Raw genomic sequence first — 23,835 nt, 5'->3', positions numbered from 1 at the left:
CGCAGTGCCTAGCAAGGTGAAATTGATGCACTGCAGCATCAACGCTAGGCGATCTTCCCACAGAATCCGGGCGCCGGGGCGGCCCGGGCCGGATCGTGGTAAAAATACAAATTACCGGGAGAATGGAGTGTTGATGGCGTGCAGCGAACGTTGCCCGCCCATGCGCTCAACTGGCTGGCGTCATCGGTAGCCGCACGATGAAACGGCTGCCCTTGCCCACTTCGGACGCCACGTCGATCTTGCCGCCATGTTTGTGGACGATGCCGTAGGACAGCGACAAACCCAGGCCGGTGCCGCTCCCCACCGGTTTGGTGGTGAAGAACGGTTCGAAGATGCGGTTCAAGTGTTCGGGCGCGATACCCACGCCCGTGTCGGCAACCTCCACCCAGACCCAGCCGTTGGCCGTGCCCGTGCTGAGCGTGATCTCGCCCTTCTCCTTGATGGCGTGGCCGGCGTTCACAAGCAGGTTCATGAACACCTGGTTCAGTTGCGACGCCAGGCAGCGGATCTGCGGTAACTGGCCATATTGCTTGATGATGGTGGCCTTGTACTTGAGTTCATTGGCGACGATGTTGAGCGTGCTGTCCAGGCCCTTGTGCAGGTCGGCGACCTGCCATTCCGTCTCGCCCACGTGGGAAAAGTCCTTGAGCGACTGGACGATGTCCTTGACCCGCTTCAGGCCATCCATGGATTCGCGCACCAGCTCGCCCACATCCTCGCGCAGGAAATCCAGGTCGGCCTGCTCGCGTACGGCCTGCAGGCGCGCGCCCAGGGCCGGATGGTCGGACGCGGCCTGCTCATACTGGTCGATCACGCTGAGCAGCGTGCCCACATACCCTTGCAGCGCGCCCATGTTGGAATTGACGAAGCCGACCGGGTTGTTGATCTCGTGCGCGATGCCGGCCGCCAGTTGGCCGATCGATGCCATCTTTTCCGACTGCAGCAATTGCTGGTGGGCGTCGCGCAGCTTGCCGATCAGCTGCTGCTGTTCCTGGCCCTTGGCCAGCAACACTTGCTCCATGTGCTTGCGGGCCGTGATGTCGGTCAGCGAACCGATCACTTCCAGCGGCGCCCCATGTTCGTCGCGGATCAGGCGCAGCGTGTCGTGCATCCACAGGTAGGACCCGTCGGCCACGCGGAAGCGGTATTCATAGGCGCGCTGGCCTTGGGTGAACACGAGCGCCAGGCTGGAGAAGATGTTGGGCGCGTCGTCCGGGTGGATGTGGTCGAACCAGAAGTTGGGGTCGGCCAGCATTTGCTCGGGCCGGTAACCGAGCACGTGGTAGGCGTTGTTGCTGACGAAGGTCATCTTGAAGTCGCCGCTGGGTACGGTGCTGTAGATGATGGCCGGCGTGTTATCGACCAGGTATTGCAGGCGCACCAGCGGCGAGGCCGCCTCGGCTGCCGGGGGCCGGGCCGGCGTGTCGGAAGAAAAGAATTCGAGCTCTTCGAATTGCATAACGATAGCGATAGTCTCGCGGCGAACACTGCATGGCGACGGACGCGATGGGTGCGGCGGGCAGACATGCGCGGCTGTTTCCGATTATGCCCGATTTCACTATCGTGCTGCGCAAATTTCACCCGTGGGCGTGCCAGGCCAGATGGTGCGGATCAGGCTCGGGTGGCGCTGGCGGCGGCGCCTGCCAGAGGCGCGGATCGACCCCGTAATACTGGCTGAATTCGGCGTACAGTTCGGCATGGTGTTGGGCCATCTGCCACGGTTTCTCGAAGAACGTTTCCGTCGCCACGGCGAAAAATTCGGCCGGGCTGGTGGCGCCGTAGTGATCCATCACGCTGTGCTGGCGGTACGTGGCTTGCCAGCGCAGGGCCTGGAAATCGCGCGCCAGCACTTCCGACCACTCGCGATACTTGGCGTGGTGGCCCAGGTAGGGCGCACCGTTGGCGCGGCCCGACTCGCTGTCGAGCTGGTGGGCGAATTCGTGCAGCACCACATTGTGGCCGTCCGTCCAGTCGGCCGCGCCGCGCTGCACGTCGTCCCACGACAGCACCACGCGGCCATCGTCCCACGATTCGCCCAGCATGCTCTGGCGGCCCGGGGTCACCACGCCGCCCGGCCCCACCTGGTCGCGCCGTGCCACGAAGGCGCTGGGATAGACGAGGATGGTGTGCAGCGCGGGATAGACTTTGCTGGGCCGGTTCAGCAACAACATGCAAGCCTGGCCGGCGATGGTGACGGCCATCGCGTCGTCCACCACCAGCCCTTCGCAGCCGATGAATTTTTTCTGATGGAGAAATTGGGCGACCAGGCGCCGCAACTGGGCCTGCAAATCCGGGGCCATGTGGCGGTAAGGGGGGATCTGGCGTTCCAGCACGGCCACCGCGCTGGCCGGCAAGGGCCGGGCCAGCGCGCGCCGCAAGCGCCAGCGCGGAATCAGCCAGGGCAGGACCAGCGCCAGCAGCGTCAAGCCTACCAAGAGCAAAGCGTCCATGTGCATCCGTGTCAATCGGCCGCGACGGGATGCCCGGCCATCCACCCCAAGTGGGGCGGCTTGCCGTCAATTCAATCACTTTTCTTGCACTGGCGCCAGTCCCGCTATTCCGCCTTCTGTTGCGATTCGGGCGAGCCGAACAAGGCCGCCACCAGCGGATCGCGCATCACGGGACCGCGGTTGACGCGGATCGCGTAATGGGTGTCGTCGGCCAGGATGTGGAAATGGCGGCCGTTGCCGGCCATGGCCAGCTCGCGTGCGCCGGGGCGCTCCTTGCGCGGCGGCGTGCCTTCGCGCTTGGGCTGGACAATGGCGGCCAGGAACGCGCGCACCCGCTCCGGATCAGGCGTGATCTGGTACACGGCCTTGCCCAGGTAGGTGGCCGTGCCTTCGATGTAACGCGCCAGTTCGATCACGCCGGCCTCGCGCAGGTCGCGGATGTACTTGCGGGCGCCGGACGGCGAAAACTTGAGGAACCACGCGATCTCATCGGCCAACATCTCATGCATGGACAGCTCGCCGATCAGCTTTTGCATGTTTTCGATGCGGCGCAAGGTGGCCGAGGTGGAACGCACGCGCTCGATGGAGGCCATCGACAGGGCCGGCTTGCGGTCCAGCGGCGGCGCGGCCCGCTCGACCAGAGTCAGTTGGGACGGCCGGAGCCCGCCATCGCGCGCCGGCAGAGCCGGCATCTCGGGACAGCCCTGGCCCCGGGCTGGGCTGACGTCGAGATGTTGAGTTTGTCTGTATGCATGCATTTTTTTACTCCTTAAAACTAATTCCCGGGACAAATGGCGGCCATGCAAGAGCAACGCCAAGCGTTGTGCATCGGTCACTAGATTGCCGGGGCACGATTTTTCGGTCTGTGCGGCAACGAACATATAAAGTCATCAATTTGTATCCAAATGCATCATGGACGCCGCGCGGCCGCGCGCACGGCAGGGTTATCACTGTTGGATAGCCGCCGGCGCGCTTGGTTCCCTACTTGACCCGAATATCGTTCTTCACTTCCTTCACGCCCTTCACGTTGCGGGCGATCTCGGCGGCCTTGGCAATATCGGCCGGATTGGCGACGAAGCCGCTCAGCTGCACCTTGCCCTTGAAGGTTTCGACATTGATTTCCGTCGATTTCAAGGTCGGTTCATTGAATATCTCGGCTTTGACCTTGGTGGTGATGAAGCTGTCGTCAACATACTCGCCCGTACCTTCCTGCTTGGGGGTGGAGGCGCAACCGGCCACGGCCAGCAGTGCGGCGGACAGGCAGGCCGTCGCGATGTAATGTGCGGATTTCATGGTAAGTCTCCTAGATGGGATGGTCCGACGAAATACCCGGAGCGAGCCAGCCAGCGCGCATGGCGCCGCACCGACAGCCCAGTTGTACCCGCAAAAACGCCGGTCATCCGTACGTTGCCGTACACAGGACGCACGGTGCGGCAGCGTACAGACCGGGTAGCGTGCGCTGGCTAATCTGAAGCCACACTTTTCGGGAGAACAACATGAGACACAGCACCTACATGGGCGCCATCACGCTGGTTGCGGCTTCGGCCGCGGCCGTCCTCGGTGGCTGCGCCAGCAACACCCAACCGGCCGCCGTGACCTATCCACCGGCCACATCGTCGGTGGCGGCCAGCTATGGCACCATCGACAGCATCCAGGTGGTGCGCACCGGCGGCGGCACCAGCGGCGCCGGCGCCGTCACGGGCGGCCTGGTGGGCGCGCTGGTGGGTAACCAAGTGGGCTCGGGCAGCGGCCGCACGGCCGCCACCGTGGCCGGCGCCGTGGGCGGCGCGCTGGTGGGCAACAAGGTCGAGAGCGACCGCAACCAGGCGCACGACACTTACCAGATCAGCGTGCGCATGGACAACGGCGACTACCGCGTGCTGCAGCAGGACGACCTGGCCGGCATGCAGGTCGGTGCCCGGGTACGCCTGGTCAATGACCACCTGTACCGTTACTGACGGCCGGAGGGCGCCATGGGAACCTTGATCCTGCTGATCCTGGTATTGCTGTTGATCGGCGCCCTGCCCGCCTGGCCCCACAGCCGCAACTGGGGCTACGCGCCCAGCGGCGTGACGGGGCTGGTGGTGCTGGTCCTGCTCGTCATGTTGCTCACCGGCAGACTCTGACTGGCCGCCCTCGGCCTGAGATGGGAGGTAAAAATGATGAACCTGAACATACTGAACCCTATTGCACGCGCACCGCTGCGCGTGGCGCCCTTGCTGTTCAGCGCCATGCTGGGCGCCGCCGCGTACGCCCAGACCACGGAACAGCCGCGCGACGCCATGCCGCCGGCACCGCAAACCACGCCCGTGACGCCACCGGCGGACCTGCCAGCGGTCGCGCCCACGCAAGACAACGCGCCCGCCGCAGCCACGGTGCAAGAGAGCACGCCGGGCGTCACGCCGCCCGCCGTGGCCCAGCAGCAGAAAAAGGAAATCGCGCACGGCGACCCCGGCCGCTGGTACCAGCACGACAGCACGCCGGCTGATCAGTTACGCATCGTCCGCAAGGAAATCGCGGCCGCGCTGCAGGAAGCCACGCTGGCCTGTAAGAAACAGCCGGCGGCCGAACGCAACGCCTGCCTGAAGGAGGCGCGCAGCACCTACCGGCACGACATGGTCAACGCCAAACTGATACGGGATGAAAATAACCGGCTGGAATGATAGCGGCCCGCGATGACAGCGGCCGGCGCCGCCGGCCAGAGCGATGCTCAGGCCGGTGGCAGTTCGTGCACCACCAGGGGCGTATCCTCGCTGACGAACGATAGCCAGGAGGCCGCCTGGATGGCGCGCTGGCCATCGGCATAACCCTGGTCCCAGCGCCAGTCGATGGAGCCACGCGAGAAATTGATATCCTTGGCCGCCATGTGCCAGTCGCGGCCACTGTACGGCAGGCGCACGACATGCAGCGTCGTGTCGCAACCGAGCGCGGCCAGTTCGCGCGCCGTCTGTTCCGTTTGCGCCGCCGCCGGCAACGCCTGGTACAGCTCGCGCAACTTCTGGCGCATGCGCTGGGTTTTTACATAGTCGTCCAGATGGCGCCGCGAGCGGGAGGCGAAGGTCACATCTTTTTGCCGGGTCTGCACTTCATCGAGTGTGGTCGGTTCCGGTCCTTCCGCGTTCCACAAATCAACCATGAAGCACAAGGTATCGGTGGCGCCCGCGTCTTCCAGCACGGTTTCCAGCGGCGTGTTCGAATACAGGCCGCCGTCCCAGTACAGGTCGCCATCGATACGCACGGCGGGAAAGCCGGGCGGCAAGGCGCCGCTGGCGCGGATGTGGTCGGCGCGGATGTCGAGGTCGCGGTTATCGAAGCGGCGCAAATTGCCGCTGGTGACAGCCAGCGCATTGACGGTGAGCCGGATGCCGCCGGGCGCGTTGAGGTAATCGAAATCGACCAGCTGGTCCAAAGTACGGCCCAACTCGCTCGTATCGTAGAAACTGGCCTGTTCGGGCGCCACCGCCAGGCCGGTGGGAAACAGGTTGAAGCCGCGCGGCCGGAAAAAGCCCGGCACGCCGCGCAGCATCGTATCCCAGGTCTGCATCAGGATGTTGGTGCGGCGCATAGTGTCGGGGATGGCGCGCATGTCCACCGTGTCGCGATGGGCGATGCCATGCCAGAACGCGCGCAGCCGCTCCAGCCGCACTTCCGGCGTATTGCCGGCCAGGATGGCGGCATTGATGGCGCCGATCGACGTGCCCACGATCCAGTCCGGCGCCAGGCCGCTCTCGTGCAGCGCCTGGAATACGCCAGCCTGGTAGGCGCCCAGCGCGCCGCCGCCCTGCAACACCAATACTACCCGCATGCCGGCCGGATTGAGCGGCCGCAGCGGCACCTGCGCCGCCTGGTTTTCCATTTTCATTGTGGTCGGTGGGGTCAGTGGGAAGGGATTATTCGCCGGTGGACGCGGTGCGCTTGCGCCGGGCCAGCCAGGCCACACCCAGCGCCACCACGGCGCCCACGCCCAGCGCCGGCTTGAGCAAACGCTTGCGCATAATGAAGGAGCCCACCGTCAACGCGATCGGCAGCACCGTCTTCAGGTTGGCCATGTTCAGCCCGCCGGGCGACAGCAAGCCGCCCAGCCGCGCCTGCGCCAGCGCGGAGGCCTGGTCCACGGCGCTATGCAACAGGGCTTCCGGCCGCAAGGCCATGCCCAGCTGGGCCTTGGCATGGGCCACCTTGACCCGCTGCAACTCGCCTTCCCGTATCAAGCGCATCTTGTCGGCCGCCAGCGCCGCCTGTTCCGTCTGTGTCGTCATGCTTCCTCCGGCTACAGCAACATATCGCGGTCGGACTTGAGTTCGGCCATGGTCGCCGTCAGCGACAGCTTGCCATCACGTAGCATGCCGCGCGCATACCGGATCAGGCACAGCGCCGCCAGCACGAAGGCGCCCGTCATGATCAGCAGGATTTTCCAGCCCAGCGCATCCCACGCCAGGTAGACGATGGTGACGGTGCCGTAGGCCAGCGCGAAACAGCCGGCCACCACGGCCAGCGCGAACGCCACCACCAGCCGCAGCAGCTGGTTGCGCACCTCGCCCAGCTCCAGCGCCGCCAGCTCCAGCCGCGACAACGCCAGGCCCAGCACGCTGCGCGCGACTGTGGCCAGCGAGGCCAGCAGGCCGGGCGGCGGCACCGCCCCCTGCTCCCTCGGATCAGTATGGGCCACGATGGATTACTTGCGGCCCAGGATCACGCCCACCAGCAGGCCCACGCCCGCCGCCAGGGCGATCGAGCGCCACGGATTTTCCTTCACGTACACGTCGGCCGACTTGGCCATTTCCTTGCTCGCTTCGAGCGCGCTCTGCTGGGCCTCGTGGGCCTTGGCCAGCGCCGTGTCCAGCGCGCGCATGCCGCGCCCGCGCAATTCCTCGGCCTTTTCCCCCGTCAGCGCGGTGGCCGCCGTAAACAGGGCTTGCGCATCCTTGACCAGGGTCTTGACGTCGTTGTTCACGGTACTGATATTGTTTTCCAGCATGATGAGGCTCCTGTAATGTGAGTGAAAGAACTTCCCGGTCCTACCTTACCGCGTTTCGGACTCAATCGAGTAAATCGCGCATATCGTCCGCATGTTCTTCTTCCACCGCCATGATCTTGATCAGCAAATGGGTGGTGGTGGGGTCGGCCGTGCCCAGCCGTTCTATCATTTGCCGGTACGATTCGATCGCCACCCGCTCGGCGATCAGATTGGCCCGCACCATGGCTTGCACGTCGACAGACTCATCATACTCGGCATGACTACGTGCGAGCAACGTTGCTGGATTGAAATCTGGTTGGCCATTGAGCTGGATGATGCGTTCGGCCAGCCAGCCGGCGTGTTCCTGCTCCTGCTCGGCGTGGGCCAGGAACTCGGCCTTGATGGCGCTGTTCTGCCGCCCGACCACCGTGTAGTAGTGGCGCCGGTAGCGCGCCACGCATACCAGCTCCGTGGCCAGCGCGTCGTTGAGCAGTTCCACCACGGCCGCGCGGTCGCCCTGGTAGCCGGCCGTCACGGGCCCGTCCTGCAGGTGCGAGGCGGCGGCGCGGATGGCCACCTTGTCGATGCCGCTGCGCGGCGTGGGTTGGATGTCATCCATGATCTTCCTTTCCAGAGTGGGCGTTCAATGGCGGTTGGCGATCGTCCCGCCGTTCTGCGACAGCACGATCTCGACCCGGCGGTTGAGCTGGCGGTTGCCCGCGTTGTCGTTGCTGGCCACGGGATAGGCTTCGCCATAGCCGCGGGTGGCGATGCGCTCGGGCGCGACGCCCATACTGGTCAGCGCGTCGCGCACGGCCTCGGCGCGCCGTTGCGACAATTCCAGGTTGTGGGCCGGGCTGCCGGTGCTGTCCGTGAAGCCCTCCACCAGCACGCTGCTGGCCGGCTGCTGGCGCAACACGTCGGCCAGCCGTTCGGCGGTGCGCATGCCTTGTGCACTGAGCCGGGCCTGGTCGACATTGAACAGCACGTCGCCAAAGGTGATGACCAGGCCACGGTCGGTCTGTTTGGCCTTGAGGTCGGCCAATTCCTGTTGCAAGGCGCTGGCCTGGGCGTTGGCGGCCTGGGCCTGGGCGTTGGCGCTCTGCGCCTGGACCTGGGCTTGCTGCGCTTTCTGGCGCTGCTGGTCCGCTTCCTCGGTGCGCTCCTGCACCAGCACCTGGTCGCGCTGGCGGCCGGCGTCGGCGACCTGCCGTTCAGCCGCTTTCTGGCGCGCCGCTTCCTGCGCCGCCGCGATGCGCTGCTTGGCCGCATAGGCCAGGCTGTCGATCGTGTTCAGGCTGTCGCGGTGGGCGGCGGCCGCATTGGCGCGCTCGAGCGCTTCGGTCGCTCGTTGCAGCTCGGCCGGCGCATCGCGCGCCACGGCCGGGTTGCCTTGGGCGGCCAGGTAATCGCCACGGGCCTGGTCGAGCAGGCTGGTGGTGACAGGGCTGGTACCGCAGGCCGCCATCAGCACGGATAGCGCGAACGCCGCCGGAATGCAATGGGTCTTGTTCATGATGGTTGTTTTCATGATGGTCTCCTGTGTTGGCGCCAGTGGTGGCGCCGCGCGTCACTGTTGCTGGGTACTGCGGTTGCGTTCGATTTCATCGCGCAGCGCGCGGATGCTGTCCTGCAGTTGGGCCGCCGCCGTGCTGGCCTTGCCGGCGCTGGCCTTGCTTTGCGCCAGGTTGGCGTCAGCCTGGGCTTGCACGGCCAGGTTTTCCGCCGTGCGGTAATCCTTGGCCGCCAGCGCCTGGTTGGCACGCTGCAGTTTGTCGCGCGCGGCCTGCATCTCGTCCGGTGCCAGTTCTCCGGCGCCCGCGATGGCCGCGCTGTCCACAGCCGCGCGCGAAGCGGCCACGTCGGCCGTGGCCGGCGTCTTCTGGCTGGCGCAGCCGGCGCAGGCGGCTAACAGCGCCGCGCCCGCCAGCAGTGGCCACCGTTGCATCTGGGATAGGCTAGTTCGCATGGTCGTTCTCCTTGTCAAGTGGGAGCCGCCTGCGTCGGGGCGGCCACAATGCTTACTCTTATAGGCCCATGCCGAGCCAGTTTCAGTACGTTGCCGCACATAGTCCCCGGCCCGCCAATGCCGCGCCGCCAGTGCGCGCACCGGTGTAGGCTGTCGATCATGGGCCACTGCCCATACCCAAACGGAGCCGACTACGTTATCCTCGCGCGCTCAACCGTCCGATCAAGCACCACATCCAGGCCAAGCATGTCACTGTCCCGTCCTGTCCGAATCGCCCTGACCGTCGCCGCCGTGGCCATCGCCATCCCGGCGCTGGCCGTGGCCGTCCTGCTCAATGTGGACTGGAACAGCGCGCGCCCCTGGCTGGGCGCACGTGTGGGCGAGGCGCTGGGCCGTCCGTTCGCCATCCGCGGCGACCTGCGCCTGACCTGGGAACGCCAGGGGCACAGCGCGGCCGACACTACCTGGCGCGACTATCTGCCGCTGCCCCACCTGCTGGCCGACGACGTCCATCTGGGCAATCCCACCACCATGGCGGAGACGGCCACCACGGCCGGCGCGGACGACATGGCCAGCGTGCGCCAGTTGTCCTTCTCGCTGGACTTGCTGCCGCTGCTGGAACACCGCATCGAGATTCCCGTGCTGCGCTTCGACACGCCCGCCGTGCTGCTGCGGCGCGACGCCCAGGGCCGCGACAACTGGACCTTCAAGCCGACCGAGCAGCCCTCGCCGTGGCGGCTGCAATTGCGGCAGGTGGTGTTCTCCAAAGGCAGCGTGCACTATGTCGATGCGCTGACCAGGGCCGACGCCGCGGCCGATATCGACACCCTGGCCGGCGACCCGCTGTATGGCGTGGCATGGCGCTTGCGCGGCCGCTGGAACGGCCAGCCCGTGCAGGGCGACGGCAAGGCCGGCGCCGTGCTGTCGCTGCAGCAGCAAACGACGCCCTACCCGCTCACCGCGCGCTTAACGGTAGGCGCCACCGACATCAGCATCACCGGTACCCTGACCAAGCCCACGGAACTGGCCGCGCTCGACTTGAAACTGCAAGTGGCGGGCGCCAGCATGGCGCGGCTGTATGGCTTGACCGGCGTGCTGCTGCCGGAAACGCCAGCGTTCCGCACGGCCGGCCATTTGCGCGCCAGCCTCGGCCCGCACGGCGGCGACTGGCATTACGACCAGTTCACGGGCAAGGTGGGCGCCAGCGACATCGCCGGCGACCTGGCGTTCCGCACCGGCGGCCCGCGGCCTGTGCTGACGGGCGCCGTCCATTCCACGCTGCTGCAATTTTCCGACCTGGCGCCGCTGATCGGCGCCGACTCCAACGCCAGCAAGCGGGCGCGCGGGGTGGCGCCGGTGCAGCCGGGCGACAAGGTGTTGCCGATCGAATCGTTCAAGACGGAACGCTGGACCAGCATCGACGCCGACGTGCGCTTCCAGGCCCAGCGCATCGTGCGCGAACGCGAGCTGCCCATCCACCGGCTCGACACGGCACTGCGCCTGCGCGACGGCGTGCTGACGCTGGCGCCGCTGACCTTCGACGTGGCCGGCGGCAAGCTCAGTTCCGACATCCGGCTCGACGGCAGCGGCAAGCGCACGCCGCACGCGCTGCAAGGCACGCTCAAGGCCAGCGCACGCCATGTGCAACTCAAGCAGTTGTTCCCAGCCCTGGCCGTCAAGGACACCAGCATGGGCGAACTGAACGGCGATGCCAGCCTGGCCGCTACGGGCGACTCCGTGGCCAGCCTGCTGGCCTCGTCCAATGGCGAGCTGCGCACCGTGGTCAACCAGGGCAGCGTGAGCAAGTTGTTGCTGGAGGAAATGGGACTGAACATCGGCAACGTGGTGCTGGCCAAGCTGTTCGGCGACAAACAGGTCAGGCTCAACTGCATGCTGACCGACTTCAGCGTCGCCAACGGGCTGATGCACACGCGCCAGTTCATCGTCGACACCGAGGACGCCACGCTCAACGTCACCGGCACCGTCAGCCTGGCGCAGGAAAAGCTGGACTTGACGCTCAAGCCCGACAGCAAGGGCTTGCGTGTGTTCTCGCTGCGCGCGCCCATCTACGTGCGCGGCACCTTCAAGCAGCCCGACGTGAGCGTGGACAAGGGCGTGCTGGCCTTGCGCGCGGGCGGCGCGCTGGCGCTGGCGGCGGTGGCGCCGGTGGCCGCCATCTTGCCGCTGGTCAACGCCGGTCCCGGTGGCACGGCCGTCAGCGGCTGCGCGCCGTTGCTGACGCCGGCCCGGCGCTGAGGCCGGCGGCCATCTATGTGTGCTGGCGTACGGACTGCCAGCCCGATCCGCCGTAGCCTGCAACCATCATCACAGGAGGGCGCCCGCCCTCTTCAAGGAGAACATCATGGCTAGCACAGCAAAACTGATTGCGACCACCGCGATGCTGATCGGCACCATCGGCCTGAGCGCCTGCTCGGGCATGTCCACGCGCGACCGCAACACGGCCGTGGGCGCCGGCGTCGGCGCGGTGGCCGGTTCGGTGCTGACCAACGGCAGTTCGGTCGGCACGGTGGGCGGCGCCGCCGTCGGCGGTGTGATCGGCAACCAGATCGACAAACGCCACTAAGTTGCAACCTGCACAACGCGCGCGGCCGGCCCCAACGGCCGCGCCCGTCACGCCGATAATTGGCGCTGTATGTACGCTGTCGCACAGAACCATGACACTCATCGGAGGAGAATCCTTGCATTCAGAAAGCGGCTTGCCAGCCGTCAAGTATTCAACCCAGGAAGCGTTATGCATATTCACGAAGCCTCGGCCCAGCAGGTCACCCATCCCATTCTCATCATCGCCGCCGTCGCTGTCGTACTGTTCTGCGGTGTCGGCACCGCCGCCATACTCGGCTGGTTGCCTTCGTCCCAAGGCAGCGCCTATCAACCCGTGCCGGTGATCCAACAGCCGGCGCCGGCAATGCCGCCCGCGCAGCAAGCGATAGCGACGCGGCAGCCGGTTCGGCCCGTGGCCCACTCCTTGGAAGCCCAGCAAACTATCCAGGCGGCGGCGCCGGAGATCCAGATGGCCGCCCCACCCGCACCGGAAGCCCCGGTTGCTGACCCTGCCGGCGGCACGCCCGCCGGCACGCCGGTCCAAGCCTATATGCCGTCCGAGCCGGTAAACATCGCCAACGGCACGCCGCACGACGGGCGCTGACGGTCCGGCGCGCGTGTACGGCACCGTACAGACCCCGCGCCACGCCACGGTGAGAATCTAGGCCATACAGGACGCGGCCCGCCACAGCGGTTGGCCGCGTCGTCCAGCCAGCCGGCGTGTGTCCGGCGCTCACTCTACGCGAAGGATTTCATCATGCTCTATACCATAGCCGTCATCCTGCTCATCCTCTGGCTGCTGGGCGTCGTCAGCTCCTACACGATCGGGGGGTTCATCCACATCCTGCTGGTGGTCGCCATTGTCATGGTGCTGCTGCGCCTGATCAGCGGACGGGGCGTCTGACCGGTCCACACCACAACCATGGGCGCGCGAAGGTGCGCCACAATGACCTCGCGCGCCACTCGCGTTACCGCCCTGTTGGGTATATCCTGCAAGCTCCACTCCCCCACTGGAGCTGCCATGTCCCGCCTGCCCGCCATCCTGCTGGTCTTCGCCGCCGCCCACGCGGGCGCCCAAACCATACGGCCCGGACAGTGGGAACTGAGTAGCAAAATGAAAAGCGCGAATCCGGAAATGGATCAAGCCATGACGGCGGCGCTGCAGCAGCTGAACAGCATGCCGCCCGCCCAGCGCCAGCAGATGGAGCAAATGATGGGGCAGCATGGCGCCACCATGCCGCGTTTGTCGGGCGATGGCGGCGTCGCCATGCGCGCCTGTATCACGCCGGAGATGGCGGCCCGCCATGAACTGCCCACCGGCCAGCAAGGCCAATGCAGCAGCCACACGCAGCCAGTAAGCGGCGGCATGAACGTCAGTTTCAGCTGCACCAACCCGCCGTCCAGCGGCCAGGGACAAGTACGCTTTCAAGGCGACACGGCATTCACCATGCACATGAACGTGACCACCAGCGCGCGCGGCAAGCCGGAACAGATGGCGGTCGATACCTCCGGGCGCTGGCTGGCGCCCGCTTGCGCGCAACCACCGCACTGACAACGGCCGGCGCGCCACCCTGTATCAGACCCGATCAGCCTTACAGCGTGCTGACGGAAGGCCCGCTTGTGACGCGCCCGGCAACAAAATCAGAAATTAATTTTTCCGGCATCTGCGTGCCCGGCGTGCTGGTTTATAGTGAAGAAAAATAATACGAGACAACTATAAAGAAAGGCCGACACTCCATGCAACGCCCCTCCCCCCAAGCGCTCTATGACAATATACGCGGCACCGCCAGCGACGCGCTGCGCCTGCTGCGCGACGGTGACACCATCATCGTCCCGTCCGGTGTCGGCGAGCCGCCCACCTTGCTCACGGCGCTGTCCGAGCAGCGCCGCCAGTTCCGCGACGTCAAGGTGGCGCAGATCCTGGCCATGCGCAAATACGCGTACTTCGATCCCGAGACGGTCGAACACGTGCGCCACGTGGCCCTGTTCTTCGGCGGCGCCTCGCGCGCGGCCGGCCAGGCCGGCTGGGCCGATTTCGTCCCCGCCTATTTCTCCGAGCTGCCCAGCCTGATCGAGCGGGGCCAGATCGCGGCCGACGTGGTGTGCGCGATGGCGTCGCCCATGGACGAACACGGCTTCTTCTCGCTCAGCCTGGGCCCCGACTACACCATGGCGGCCGTGGCGAAAGCCCGCGTCATCCTGCTGGAAGTCAATCCCAACGTCCCGTTCGCCCATGGCCAGTGCCACGTGCATGTATCGCAGGTGGCGGCCGTGGTGGAAAGCAACGAGCCCGTGATGGAAGTGGGCTTGCCCAAGATCGGCCCGGTGCAGGAGGCGATCGGCAAATACGTGGCCGACATGATCGATGATGGCTCCACCCTGCAGATCGGCTACGGCGGCATTCCCGACGCCGTCGTGATGCAACTGACCAACAAGAACGACCTCGGCATCCACACGGAAATGATCGGCGACGGCATCATGACGCTGGTGGAAGCGGGCGCCGTCACCAACCGCCGCAAGACCCTGTTGCCGGGCAAGATGGTGGCCACCTTCGCGCTCGGCTCCAAGCGCCTGTACGACTTCATGCACCACAACGCCATGTTGGAAATGCATCCGGTCAATTTCACCAACGATCCCTACATCGCCGGCCAGAACGACAAGCTGATCAGCATCAACGCCAGCCTGCAGGTGGACTTCCTGGGCCAGTGCGGCTCCGAGAGCATGGGCCACCTGCCCTACTCCGGCACGGGCGGCCAGGCCGACTTCGTGCGGGCCGCCAACCGCTCGCGCGGCGGCAAGTCCTTCATCGTGCTGCCATCGACGGCCAAGGATGGCACCATCTCGCGCATCATGCCCACGCTCACGCCCGGCACCCACGTCACCACCAGCAAGAATGACGTGAACTACGTGGTCACGGAATATGGCGTGGCGCAGTTGCGCGGCAAGTCCGCCAAGCAGCGCGCCGAGGCATTGATCGCCATCGCCCACCCGGACTTCCGGGCCGAGCTGCGGGCCGCCGCCGGCAAGATGCTGCTCGGCTGACGCGGAACCGGGGGCAGCGGCGCCGCGCGTGCGTACGTGTACGCTAGCGCACGGGCAACAGCTGACGAAAGTGCTACGCTAGGGCTTTCGTCGATGCGGCCCGGCCGTTGCCCCCATGCGCGTCCTCCTCCAACGCAACAGCGCCCAACGGGGCGCTTCCGGCCTCCGGCACGCGTGCTGGCTGCTGGTGGCGCTGCTGTGCTCGGGTGTGAGCAGCTGCGCCAGCTTGCCCGATGTCCGGGAACTGGGCAGCACGCTGACGCCGTCGGCCACGCCCACCGTGAGCGGCGCCCACGGCCCCCTCAGCGACAGCCGCACGCTGACCCTGCTGCGCAAACGCTGGCCCAAAGGCACGCTGGACTTGCAGGCCGCCGCCGCGCTGGAAGAAGCGGCCACCGGCGTGCCCCTGATCGCGGGCAACAAGTGCACGCTGCTGTATGACGGCCCGCAGACCATGGCGGCCATGGCGGCCGCCATCGCCGCGGCCACCGACCACATCAACCTGGAAACCTATATCTTCGAACAGGATGCGCTGGGCCGCCAGTTCGCCGACCTGCTGATCGAGCGCCAGCGCCAAGGCATCACGGTCAACATCCTGTATGACAGCGTGGGCACGCTGGAGGTGCCGCAAGCGTTCTTCGAGCGCATGCGCGCGGCCGGCATCCACCTGGTGGCGTTCAACCCCGTCAATCCGGCGCGCCTGCGCGGCGATGACTGGCGCATCAACAACCGCGACCACCGCAAGCTGCTGGTCGTCGACGGCAAGGTGGCGTTCACGGGCGGCCTGAACATCAGCGGCACGTATGCGCGCGGTTCGCTGTTCCGGTCGCGCAGCCAGCCAGCCGACGCAGCGCACCTGGGCTGGCGCGACACGGAAGTGATGGTGGAAGGCCCGGCTGTGGCCGCGTTCCAGTGGTTGTTCATGCGCACCTGGGCCAGCCAGGACGCCGACGACCTGCGCGATGCGCACTACTTCCCCACGCCGGTAGCGGCCGGCGACAAGATCGTGCGCGTGCTGGCCAGCGAACCCGGCGGCCACTACGAAATCTACCGGGCCTACAGCCTGGCGATCCAGCAGGCGCGCCACAGCATCCACCTGACGTCCGCCTATTTCGTGCCGGACCGGCAAACCGTCGCCGCGCTGGCGGCGGCGGCCCGACGCGGCGTCGACGTGCGCCTTGTCGTGCCGGGCCAGTCGGACCAGGGGTTGGTGTTCTACGCGGGCCGCGCCAGCTACGATGCACTGCTCGACGCTGGCGTGCACATCCACGCCATGAAGCCGGCCATCCTGCACGCCAAGACGGCCGTCATCGACGGCGAATGGTCCACGGTGGGATCAACCAATATCGACACCCGCAGCTTCCTGCACAACAGCGAACTGAACGTGGTGGTGCTGGGCGACGGCTTCGGCAAGGAAATGGAAAGCGCCTTCCAGGAAGACTTGCGCGATTCGGTCGAGATCACGCCGCAAGCATGGCATGCCCGCCCGCTCGGCGAGCGTTTGCGCGAGTGGCTGGCGCGCATCATGGCGTACTGGTTGTGAGCATGGCGGCACGTTGGCGGAAAAACCACAGATCCAGTACTTTACTGAATATTTATACAGTACCTGTGGATTCATACAGTAGTTGTGCTATTCTGATGACTCGTTCAACGCATCTCCCTTCCAAGGAATTGTCATGACAACACTGAATAGCAGCTTTGGTTCCCGTTTTGGTCTGGAATACGCACCGATGTCCTTCCTGCTTCGCATGGGCAAACGCGAAATGCTGGTGTGCCGTGACTTCCGCAAACGCTACTACGCCGTCAATCCCGTGATCGAACTGGACACGGGCGTGGAAGCGGGCCACCTGGAAGTGCTGCTGCTGCGCCGCTGGCTGCTGATCCTGTCGAAAGCACATTGATGTCCGCCGGCTCGGGGAGCCGTTCGCGCTGAACGCGAGCGCCTCCGCCGGCAACACGGCAATGCCGGCAACGCCCAGACGCTCACGCGCTCACACGCTTTGATCAGGCAGGTCCGCCGCCACGCGACTGTCGAACACATCGGCCTCGTACCACAGGGTCATGAACAGCACCATGACGACGGGACCAATGAACAGGCCAACCAGGCCCATGGTTTCCACCCCGCCCAGGATGCCGAACAACACGGCCAGGAACGGTAAGCGCGTCGCATTGCCGATCATGCCGGGACGCACGAAATGGTCGGCCACGAACAGCACCGCCGTGCCCCACGCAGCCACGCCGATGGCGGCTGGCACGCTACCCTGCACCACCAGCACGGCGGCCGCGCTGACGAAGGCCAGTGGCGCCCCAAACGGGATGATGGCCAGGATGCCCGTCACGGCCGCCCACAGGGCCGGTGACGCCAGGCCGGCCAGCGCGTAGCCGATGCCGATCAGCACGCCCTCGGCCAGGCCCACCAGCACCAGGCCGTTGACGGTGGCGCGGATGGCGGTGGGGATCTTGGCCGCATACCGGCCCCAACGCTGTTCGCTGAAGCAATGGCTGCCGATGGCTGTGATCTGGCGCGTCAACGCCAGACCGTCCTTGTAGAAGAAAAACAGGCACAGCAAGGCCAGGCCGAAATCGACCAGGCGGTGGAAGAAACCGGCGCCCATGCTCTTGAGCATGTCGCCGGCCGTGTGAAAACTGCCCAGCCCGCTGCCGGACAGCAGGTGCGACAATCCATGCGGCTGGCTCAACGTGGCCAGCCACCAGTCCGCGATGGCTTCGCCGGCGAGCGGCAGATTGTGCAGGAAGGCGGGCACGGGGATGCCGTCCGTATTGGCCCCTGCGATGAAAGCGGCCAGCAGCGGCGCCTGATGTGCGGCCTGGGTCAGGGCCAGCAGCACGGGCAGCACGAACACGCAGGCGCAGACCAGCGTCAGCAACGCCGCCGACGGAATGGCGCGGTTGCCCAGCCGCGCCAGCACCTGGCGGTACAAGGGCCATGTCGCCACGCACAGGATGCCGGCCCACACCAGCGGCAGGAAAAAGCGCTGCATCACAAAAGCAGCGAGCGCGATCAGGGTCAGGGAAAAGCCGGCACTCAAGAGGTCGCGCTGGGATTCGGTCATGGATGGGTCTCCAGTGAAGATTGAACGAATGGTAAGGGCATTTCCGCCCGGCGCAACCAGGCGGAGGTAAATTTTTTCCCGGATTCAACCGGCCAGCAGCCGCTCGCACTGGGCGCGCAGGCAATCGCGCAAGTGCAGCACGGCCGGCGTGACCTGGCTGCGGTGCATGCACACCATGTTCAGCGGCGCCGCTTCGCCGGCGAATTCCGGCAACAACTGCTCCAGCCGGCCGCTGCGGAGATCATCGATCACGTCCAACTGCGACTTGCAGGCGATGCCCTGGCCCGCCACCGCCCAACGCCGCACCACGTCCGCATCGTCGGCGCTGCGGTCGCCAGCGACGACCATTGTCACCGGTGCCGCGCCATGGGGACCGTGGAAGGTCCAGCGGTCATGGATCACGCCGTCGATACAAAAGCGCAAACAATTGTGGTCGCGCAGCGCGGCCAGCGTGGCCGGCCGGCCGTGCCGGCGCACATAATCGGGCGCGGCGACCAGCACGCGCCGGTTGTGCGGCGCCAGCGGCAACGCCACCAGGCTGGAATCGTCCAGCTGGCCATAGCGGATCGCCAGGTCCACCGGCTGCCGGTACAGGTCGGAGACCCGGTCGCCCACGCTCAACTGCAACACGATACGGGGATATTGCTGCTGGAATGCATCGAGCCAGCCCAGCACGATGTTGCGGCCGATGTCGGACGGCAGCGCGATTTTCAGCGTACCGGCGAAATCGTCCTTGCCCTGGATCAGCGCGTCATGTCCCTCCTTGAGCAGGCGCAGTGCCTCGCGCGCATGCGTGAGGTAGTGCTCGCCCTGCTCCGTCAGGCGCAAGGAGCGGGTGGTGCGGGCGAACAGGCGCAGTCCGAGCGCCAGCTCCAGCCGCTTGACGCCGGCGCTGGCCAGGGCCGGCGAAATCGCCAGCTCACGGGCGGCGGCCGACAGGCTGCCGTGCTCGGCCGTGCGCACGAACACGGTCAAATCATCCAGGCGCAGCAATTTTCCTCATTCCCTTGAAAGTGTTTCGGCATTGACCTTCTTTTTCTTCAAGATCAAATAAATGATGATACGCCCATTCCCATCCACCGGAGCATTCCCATGAAAGCCATCGCCTACCGCCACAACCTGCCCATCACCGACGCCGACGCCCTGCTCGACGTCGACCTGCCCGTGCCGCAAGTGCATGGGCGCGACTTGCTGGTGGCGGTGCACGCCATCTCCGTCAACCCGGTCGACGTCAAGATCCGCACCGGCGTCGCCCCGGCCGCGGGCGAAGCCAAAGTGATCGGTTGGGATGCGGCCGGCATCGTCCAGGCCGTCGGGCCGGATGTGACCCTGTTCCGCCCCGGCGACGCGGTCTGGTATGCCGGTTCGCTGACCCGCCCCGGCACCAACAGCGCGCTGCACCTGGTGGACGAGCGCATCGTGGGGCACAAGCCGCAACGGCTGGACTTCGGCCAGGCGGCCGCCCTGCCCCTGACGGCCATCACGGCCTGGGAATTGCTGTTCGACCGGCTCGGTGTGCCGCGCGGCGCCGGCGCCGCCGGGCAATCGCTGCTGGTGGTGGGCGCGGCCGGCGGGGTCGGTTCCATCCTGGTGCAACTGGCGCGCCAGTTGACGGGACTGACCGTGATCGGCACCGCCTCGCGGCCCGACACGGCGCAATGGGTGCGCGACCAGGGCGCCCATCACGTGCTTGACCACACCAAGCCACTGGACCAGGAAGTGGCGCGCCTCGGCTTGCCGCCAGTGCACTACGTGGCCAGCTTGAACCAGACCGAACAGCACTGGAAGGCCATCGCCGAACTGGTGGCGCCACAAGGCAAGGTGGCGCTGATCGACGATCCGGCCGCCCTCGACGTGCGCCTGCTCAAGCGCAAGAGCGTGTCGCTGCATTGGGAGTTCATGTTCACCCGCTCCATGTTCGGCACGCCCGACATGCAGCAACAGCACCAGTTGCTGAACGACGTGGCGCAACTGGTGGACACGGGCCTGATCAAGTCCACGCTTTCCGAGCGCTACGGCAAGATCAACGCGGCCAACCTGAAACGGGCCCACGCGCTGATCGAGAGCAACCGCGCCATCGGCAAGATCGTACTGGAAGGGTTCTGAGGCAGGCGGCCGACCGCTCGCCAGGCCGTTAGCCGCCGGGCAGCGGCCCGCAGGCGGCCAGTTCCTGCGCCCGCAAGTCGCGCAGGCGCGCCAGCACGGCGTTGTCGTGCGCGCTCAGCTCGGCCTGCAGCACCCCCGCCAGCTCGCAAGAGTCGGAGATCGCCTGCAGCAGTTCCTGTTGCCGGCGCTGCAAACGGGCCGACACATAGCCGAGTTGCGCGAACATGGTGTCGATCTCCAGGCAGCAGTCGCGCAATTCCCACAAGGACTGGCGCGTCGATTCCACCGCGTCCGTCAAGCCTTTGTCGAGGTCCAGCATCTCCAGCCGTTCCGCGCCGATGGCCGCCATCTGGCGCACCACCACCACCCAGCGCCGAAACTTGGTGGAGATGCGCCGCATGCGCACTATCTTCGTTTGCAACATGCGGCAGTAATGCCAGCACAGCCAGCGCATGGGCAGCCGCGCCAGCACGGGCGGCAGGCCGACGGCGCGCGAGCGTTGCTCCAGCCAGCGTACGCTGGCCAGCAAGCGTTCCAGGGAAATGCCGATGGGCGCGTTGGACATGATGCGTGTCTCCGAAATGATGGAGTTGATCCACGCTACAGTAGCAAAGCGGACACGGTGCCGCTGCGCGACACGCACAGAGTTTGACCTGCCTTAAGAGAACGCACCGCGAGCGGAACGCTCAGTGCGCATTCCGCCACAAACGGCGGTACGAGGGAAAGGCGGAAACGGCCTGCCGCGCCGTTCCCGCCGTGGTGTGGTTACTTGGCGCCGCTGCCGTCGCCCTTGCGCAGCATGGCCTTGATGCCGCGCAAACCCTGGCGGATACGGGCTTCGTTTTCGATCAGCGCGAAGCGCACGTACTCATCGCCATACTCGCCAAAACCGATGCCGGGCGACACGCACACCTTGGCCTCGGCCAGCAGCAGCTTGGAAAACTCCAGCGAACCCAGGTGGCGATAGGCTTCCGGAATGCGGGCCCAGATGTACATGGACGCCTTCGGTTTGTCGACCGGCCAGCCGGCTTCCGTCAAGCCCTTGTGCAGCACGTCGCGCCGGCTCTGGTATTGCGCCACGATTTCATTCACGCAGCTCTGGTCGCCTTCAAGCGCGGCGATGGCGGCCACCTGCACCGGCGTGAAGCTGCCGTAATCGTGATAGCTCTTAATGCGCGCCAGCGCCGCCACCAGTTCCTGGTTACCCACCATGAAGCCGATGCGCCAGCCCGCCATGTTGTAGCTCTTGGACATGGTGAAAAATTCCACCGCCACGTCGCGCGCGCCCGGCACCTGCATGATGGACGGCGCCTTCCAGCCGTCGAATGCGATGTCGGCGTAGGCCAGGTCATGCACCACCAGGATGTTGTGCTGGCGCGCCAGCGCCACCACCCGCTCGAAGAATTCCAGCTCCACGCATTGGGCCGTGGGGTTGGACGGGAAACCCAGCACCATCATCTTGGGCTTGGGATAGCTCTCGCGGACGGCCCGTTCCAGTTCATCGAAAAAATCCACGCCCGGCGTCATGCGCACCGAGCGGATATTGGCGCCCGCGATCACGGCGCCCCAGATGTGGATCGGATAGCTGGGGTTGGGCACCAGCACCGTGTCGCCCCGGTCCAGCGTGGCCAGCATCAGGTGCGCCAGCCCTTCCTTGGAGCCGATGGTGACGATGGCTTCCGAATCGGGATCGAAGTCCACCTCGTAGCGGGTCTTGTACCACTTGGTGATGGCGCGCCGCAGCCGCGGTATGCCCTTGGACGCGGAATAGCCATGCGTATCGGGCCGCTGCACGGTCTCGACCAGCTTGTTGACGATATGGGGTGGCGTGGCACCGTCCGGATTACCCATCGACATGTCGATGATGTCTTCGCCGCGCCGGCGGGCGGCCAGCTTCAGTTCGGCGGTGACGTTGAAAACGTAGGGCGGCAGGCGGTCAATGCGCGCGAAGTTGCGCACAGGAGGAGTGGTGGTCATGTTTGTCTTTACGTAAGCGCCCGGAACCGTCCGAGCGACGTTGGCACTAAGCTGTGCCGGCAACCATACTAGCCGAAACAAATGCGCGCTGACAAGCCCCTCGCCACGATCCGTTTCGGGCACGCTACGCCGTCAATGCGAACAACTCCAGCTTGAGCGACTTGATGTTGATCGGCGCATAGACGGCGATGGCCTCCGCCTTCAGCATGTTCTCGTACAGCTGGCCCTTGCCTTCGATGGCGAAGTAGTAGGTGTTGGGCCGCACCGGCACCTGCGGCGGTACTTGCGGCATGTGCGTCAATTCCACGCCGGCCAGCGCGAACTGGATCGCATGCTCGACGTCGTCCGGCGCGCCCGCCTTGAGCAGGCGTGGCACGGCGGCCACCAGCTCCAGCGCCGGCATGTCGGCCTGCACCGCCAGGCACAATGGCATGTCCCGCTGAACCTGGGCCGCGTCCAGCACGCCGTTGTGGTGGGTGGGCCGGTTGGGGTCCGCCGCCAGCGCGATGGCGATGTAACGCGACGAGATCACCGTGTCGACCAGGTCGCGGATGATGGCGTCCAGCCGCGCGAAACCGGGTCCGGGGTCGGCATGCTCATAGGCCGGCAGGTCGGCCAGCGCGTACTGCTGCGAGAACGTCAGCAGGCCGCCGGCCAGCGTCATCAAGCGTTCGAACAGGAGCTCGGGATGATGCTGGCGGTAGCGCGCGCAATGGGTCAGTCCGGCCCCGGCCGTGTTGAGGGTGCTCAGCATCCAGAACGAGGAAATGTCGCCGCTGTGGATTTCGAACACGTTCTTGTTGGGCTGGCTGTGACGGCTGTACAGCGCCTCGATCTTCACGCTCAGCTTGCCCAACAGCTTGTCGAGCCGCTGCGCCAGCAAGGGCGCGGCGGCCACCGTCACACTGGGCGGCAGATAGTCCGGGTCCAGCTCGAAGCCGCCACCGGCCAGCCGCCGCACCCGCGCCACCGGGACGCTGATGCAATCGCCCAGCGGGTCCAGTTCCGACAGCAGCCGCACATGCGGCTGCAGGTAGCTGACGTCGACACTGACGGCGTCCGAATACAGGTCCGCCGTGTCGCGCCCGATCTGGGCATAGCGCGCGCCGTTGGCGGCGCCATCGATCACGTTCGCGCCATGCTCCTTGACGCGCGCCAGCGCCGCGTGGAAGGTGAAGCTTTGCGTGTCGGGTGGCAGCTGGGACAGGTCCACCGTCAACGGCAACGGGCACGACGCGGGTGCATCGTACAGTTCGCCGTCAGGAAAGATCAGCGACAGGGTGTCGGCCGTCAGGCGGTTGTTGGCCAGGCCGTCGCTATCCCATTGCAAGGCGCACACGCCCCATAGGTGCGGATGCAGGGCGGCCGCCGTGCGCTGCAAGCGCGCTTCGTGATAACGGTCCAGTTGTTGCAACTGCTGTGGCCCCAAAGGCAAGCCTTCGGACCATAGTACTTTGGGGGGCAGGCGCATGGCGTTCTCCGGCTGGATGGATGGGAACTCGGCTTGTACCAGCATGCAACGACCAGCGTGAGCGACCTTGATGCACCTCAGCAAGCATGCCCAAACCTCACTAATACCACTTGGCAATATACTTTCCCGAGTGGAAAATTGGTGAGATAATCACGACCGCGGCGACGGCCCCCTTCCCGATGCCCGTCGCGCCCCCGTACCACAGGTCCCGACCGGCGTAGCAAAGA

At 66.0% G+C, this 23,835-nt stretch carries 29 protein-coding genes; 13 read left to right on the top strand and 16 right to left on the bottom strand.

Going from position 1 to position 23,835, the window contains the following annotated elements:
- Positions 1-166: 166 nt before the first annotated feature.
- The 4 genes from H3H39_RS06760 to H3H39_RS06745 all read right to left on the bottom strand — a co-directional run bounded on the left by H3H39_RS06760 (position 167) and on the right by H3H39_RS06745 (position 3,743).
- Positions 167-1,459 (bottom strand): ATP-binding protein, encoded by a 1,293-nt coding sequence (locus H3H39_RS06760; protein WP_182152616.1) that lies wholly within the window; start codon positions 1,457-1,459, stop codon positions 167-169.
- A gap of 118 nt (positions 1,460-1,577) precedes the next feature.
- The gene (locus H3H39_RS06755; RefSeq protein ID WP_182152615.1) at positions 1,578-2,450 is read right to left on the bottom strand and encodes a M90 family metallopeptidase; all 873 of its coding nucleotides are present in this window, start codon (positions 2,448-2,450) and stop codon (positions 1,578-1,580) included.
- A 104-nt stretch (positions 2,451-2,554) separates the two neighbouring features.
- Positions 2,555-3,142, bottom strand: a complete 588-nt coding sequence (locus tag H3H39_RS06750; RefSeq protein ID WP_229217939.1) for a winged helix-turn-helix domain-containing protein — start codon at positions 3,140-3,142, stop codon at positions 2,555-2,557.
- Between the two features lie 289 nt (positions 3,143-3,431).
- Complete coding sequence (locus H3H39_RS06745) at positions 3,432-3,743, bottom strand: BON domain-containing protein (RefSeq protein ID WP_182152614.1); 312 nt, start codon at positions 3,741-3,743, stop codon at positions 3,432-3,434.
- Positions 3,744-3,946: 203 nt separating this feature from the next.
- On the opposite strand from H3H39_RS06745, the gene H3H39_RS06740 reads away from it, so the two are divergent.
- Genes H3H39_RS06740 through H3H39_RS06730 form a run of 3 tightly spaced genes read left to right on the top strand, consistent with a single transcriptional unit; the run spans position 3,947 to position 5,113 of the window.
- Positions 3,947-4,408: an outer membrane lipoprotein gene (locus tag H3H39_RS06740; protein WP_182152613.1), complete on the top strand. Its 462-nt coding sequence runs from the start codon at positions 3,947-3,949 to the stop codon at positions 4,406-4,408.
- 15 nt (positions 4,409-4,423) lie between these two features.
- On the top strand, positions 4,424-4,576 hold the full coding sequence (locus H3H39_RS06735; protein WP_182152612.1) for a DUF3309 family protein: 153 nt from the start codon (positions 4,424-4,426) through the stop codon (positions 4,574-4,576).
- Positions 4,577-4,609: 33 nt separating this feature from the next.
- Positions 4,610-5,113 (top strand): hypothetical protein, encoded by a 504-nt coding sequence (locus tag H3H39_RS06730; protein ID WP_182152611.1) that lies wholly within the window; start codon positions 4,610-4,612, stop codon positions 5,111-5,113.
- A gap of 47 nt (positions 5,114-5,160) precedes the next feature.
- Here the strand turns inward: H3H39_RS06730 and H3H39_RS06725 are convergent, their stop codons facing one another.
- The 7 genes from H3H39_RS06725 to H3H39_RS06695 all read right to left on the bottom strand — a co-directional run bounded on the left by H3H39_RS06725 (position 5,161) and on the right by H3H39_RS06695 (position 9,376).
- Positions 5,161-6,312: a patatin-like phospholipase family protein gene (locus tag H3H39_RS06725; protein WP_229217914.1), complete on the bottom strand. Its 1,152-nt coding sequence runs from the start codon at positions 6,310-6,312 to the stop codon at positions 5,161-5,163.
- A 28-nt stretch (positions 6,313-6,340) separates the two neighbouring features.
- Positions 6,341-6,709: a hypothetical protein gene (locus tag H3H39_RS06720; RefSeq protein ID WP_182152610.1), complete on the bottom strand. Its 369-nt coding sequence runs from the start codon at positions 6,707-6,709 to the stop codon at positions 6,341-6,343.
- Positions 6,710-6,720: 11 nt separating this feature from the next.
- The gene (locus tag H3H39_RS06715) at positions 6,721-7,119 is read right to left on the bottom strand and encodes a phage holin family protein (RefSeq protein WP_311196868.1); all 399 of its coding nucleotides are present in this window, start codon (positions 7,117-7,119) and stop codon (positions 6,721-6,723) included.
- A 6-nt stretch (positions 7,120-7,125) separates the two neighbouring features.
- The gene (locus H3H39_RS06710) at positions 7,126-7,428 is read right to left on the bottom strand and encodes an ElaB/YgaM/YqjD family protein (protein ID WP_182152609.1); all 303 of its coding nucleotides are present in this window, start codon (positions 7,426-7,428) and stop codon (positions 7,126-7,128) included.
- A 61-nt stretch (positions 7,429-7,489) separates the two neighbouring features.
- Entirely contained in the window at positions 7,490-8,026 is a 537-nt protein-coding gene (locus H3H39_RS06705) for a ferritin-like domain-containing protein (protein WP_182152608.1), read from the bottom strand.
- Positions 8,027-8,050: 24 nt separating this feature from the next.
- Positions 8,051-8,938, bottom strand: a complete 888-nt coding sequence (locus H3H39_RS06700) for an OmpA family protein (RefSeq protein ID WP_229217913.1) — start codon at positions 8,936-8,938, stop codon at positions 8,051-8,053.
- 39 nt (positions 8,939-8,977) lie between these two features.
- Entirely contained in the window at positions 8,978-9,376 is a 399-nt protein-coding gene (locus H3H39_RS06695) for a DUF4398 domain-containing protein (RefSeq protein ID WP_229217912.1), read from the bottom strand.
- Between the two features lie 246 nt (positions 9,377-9,622).
- Between H3H39_RS06695 and H3H39_RS06690 the strand changes: the two genes are divergently transcribed.
- From H3H39_RS06690 to H3H39_RS06650, 9 genes are all read left to right on the top strand, one after another.
- Positions 9,623-11,632 carry an AsmA family protein gene (locus H3H39_RS06690; protein ID WP_182152607.1) on the top strand — a complete coding sequence of 670 codons (2,010 nt, stop codon included), beginning with the start codon at positions 9,623-9,625 and terminating at the stop codon, positions 11,630-11,632.
- A 106-nt stretch (positions 11,633-11,738) separates the two neighbouring features.
- Positions 11,739-11,960 (top strand): YMGG-like glycine zipper-containing protein, encoded by a 222-nt coding sequence (locus tag H3H39_RS06685; RefSeq protein WP_182152606.1) that lies wholly within the window; start codon positions 11,739-11,741, stop codon positions 11,958-11,960.
- Between the two features lie 168 nt (positions 11,961-12,128).
- Positions 12,129-12,542, top strand: coding sequence for a hypothetical protein (locus tag H3H39_RS06680; RefSeq protein ID WP_182153105.1), 414 nt, complete (start codon positions 12,129-12,131; stop codon positions 12,540-12,542).
- Between the two features lie 153 nt (positions 12,543-12,695).
- Positions 12,696-12,842 (top strand): lmo0937 family membrane protein, encoded by a 147-nt coding sequence (locus tag H3H39_RS06675; protein ID WP_182152605.1) that lies wholly within the window; start codon positions 12,696-12,698, stop codon positions 12,840-12,842.
- A gap of 117 nt (positions 12,843-12,959) precedes the next feature.
- A complete protein-coding gene (locus H3H39_RS06670) occupies positions 12,960-13,490 on the top strand; it encodes a DUF3617 domain-containing protein (protein ID WP_182152604.1) in 531 nt (176 codons plus the stop codon).
- Entirely contained in the window at positions 13,469-13,642 is a 174-nt protein-coding gene (locus tag H3H39_RS06665; RefSeq protein WP_182152603.1) for a hypothetical protein, read from the top strand. The genes H3H39_RS06670 and H3H39_RS06665 overlap by 22 nt, the downstream gene beginning before the upstream one ends.
- 33 nt (positions 13,643-13,675) lie before the next feature.
- Positions 13,676-14,980, top strand: a complete 1,305-nt coding sequence (locus H3H39_RS06660) for an acetyl-CoA hydrolase/transferase family protein (RefSeq protein WP_182152602.1) — start codon at positions 13,676-13,678, stop codon at positions 14,978-14,980.
- A 115-nt stretch (positions 14,981-15,095) separates the two neighbouring features.
- Positions 15,096-16,523: a cardiolipin synthase gene (gene cls / locus H3H39_RS06655; RefSeq protein WP_182152601.1), complete on the top strand. Its 1,428-nt coding sequence runs from the start codon at positions 15,096-15,098 to the stop codon at positions 16,521-16,523.
- A gap of 133 nt (positions 16,524-16,656) precedes the next feature.
- Positions 16,657-16,881, top strand: coding sequence for a hypothetical protein (locus H3H39_RS06650; protein ID WP_182152600.1), 225 nt, complete (start codon positions 16,657-16,659; stop codon positions 16,879-16,881).
- Between the two features lie 90 nt (positions 16,882-16,971).
- On the opposite strand, the gene H3H39_RS06645 is transcribed toward H3H39_RS06650, so the two are convergent.
- Together H3H39_RS06645 and H3H39_RS06640 are read right to left on the bottom strand one after the other, a co-directional pair.
- Positions 16,972-18,054, bottom strand: a complete 1,083-nt coding sequence (locus H3H39_RS06645) for an AI-2E family transporter (protein WP_182152599.1) — start codon at positions 18,052-18,054, stop codon at positions 16,972-16,974.
- Positions 18,055-18,138: 84 nt separating this feature from the next.
- Positions 18,139-19,047: a LysR family transcriptional regulator gene (locus H3H39_RS06640; protein WP_182152598.1), complete on the bottom strand. Its 909-nt coding sequence runs from the start codon at positions 19,045-19,047 to the stop codon at positions 18,139-18,141.
- A gap of 99 nt (positions 19,048-19,146) precedes the next feature.
- Here H3H39_RS06640 and H3H39_RS06635 point away from each other — a divergent pair, with 99 nt between their 5' ends.
- Positions 19,147-20,160: a zinc-binding alcohol dehydrogenase family protein gene (locus H3H39_RS06635; protein ID WP_182152597.1), complete on the top strand. Its 1,014-nt coding sequence runs from the start codon at positions 19,147-19,149 to the stop codon at positions 20,158-20,160.
- Positions 20,161-20,188: 28 nt separating this feature from the next.
- On the opposite strand, the gene H3H39_RS06630 is transcribed toward H3H39_RS06635, so the two are convergent.
- The 3 genes from H3H39_RS06630 to tssK all read right to left on the bottom strand — a co-directional run bounded on the left by H3H39_RS06630 (position 20,189) and on the right by tssK (position 23,653).
- Positions 20,189-20,725: a hypothetical protein gene (locus H3H39_RS06630; protein ID WP_182152596.1), complete on the bottom strand. Its 537-nt coding sequence runs from the start codon at positions 20,723-20,725 to the stop codon at positions 20,189-20,191.
- A gap of 200 nt (positions 20,726-20,925) precedes the next feature.
- Complete coding sequence (alaC, locus tag H3H39_RS06625; protein ID WP_182152595.1) at positions 20,926-22,137, bottom strand: alanine transaminase; 1,212 nt, start codon at positions 22,135-22,137, stop codon at positions 20,926-20,928.
- 124 nt (positions 22,138-22,261) lie between these two features.
- Complete coding sequence (tssK, locus tag H3H39_RS06620; RefSeq protein WP_229217911.1) at positions 22,262-23,653, bottom strand: type VI secretion system baseplate subunit TssK; 1,392 nt, start codon at positions 23,651-23,653, stop codon at positions 22,262-22,264.
- Positions 23,654-23,835: the final 182 nt, after the last annotated feature.

This window comes from Rugamonas apoptosis (genome assembly GCF_014042355.1).
Lineage (GTDB): Bacteria > Pseudomonadota > Gammaproteobacteria > Burkholderiales > Burkholderiaceae_D > Rugamonas > Rugamonas apoptosis.
The sequence above is the reverse complement of the archived record's forward strand: the minus strand, read 5'-3'. Positions and strand labels throughout refer to the sequence as shown.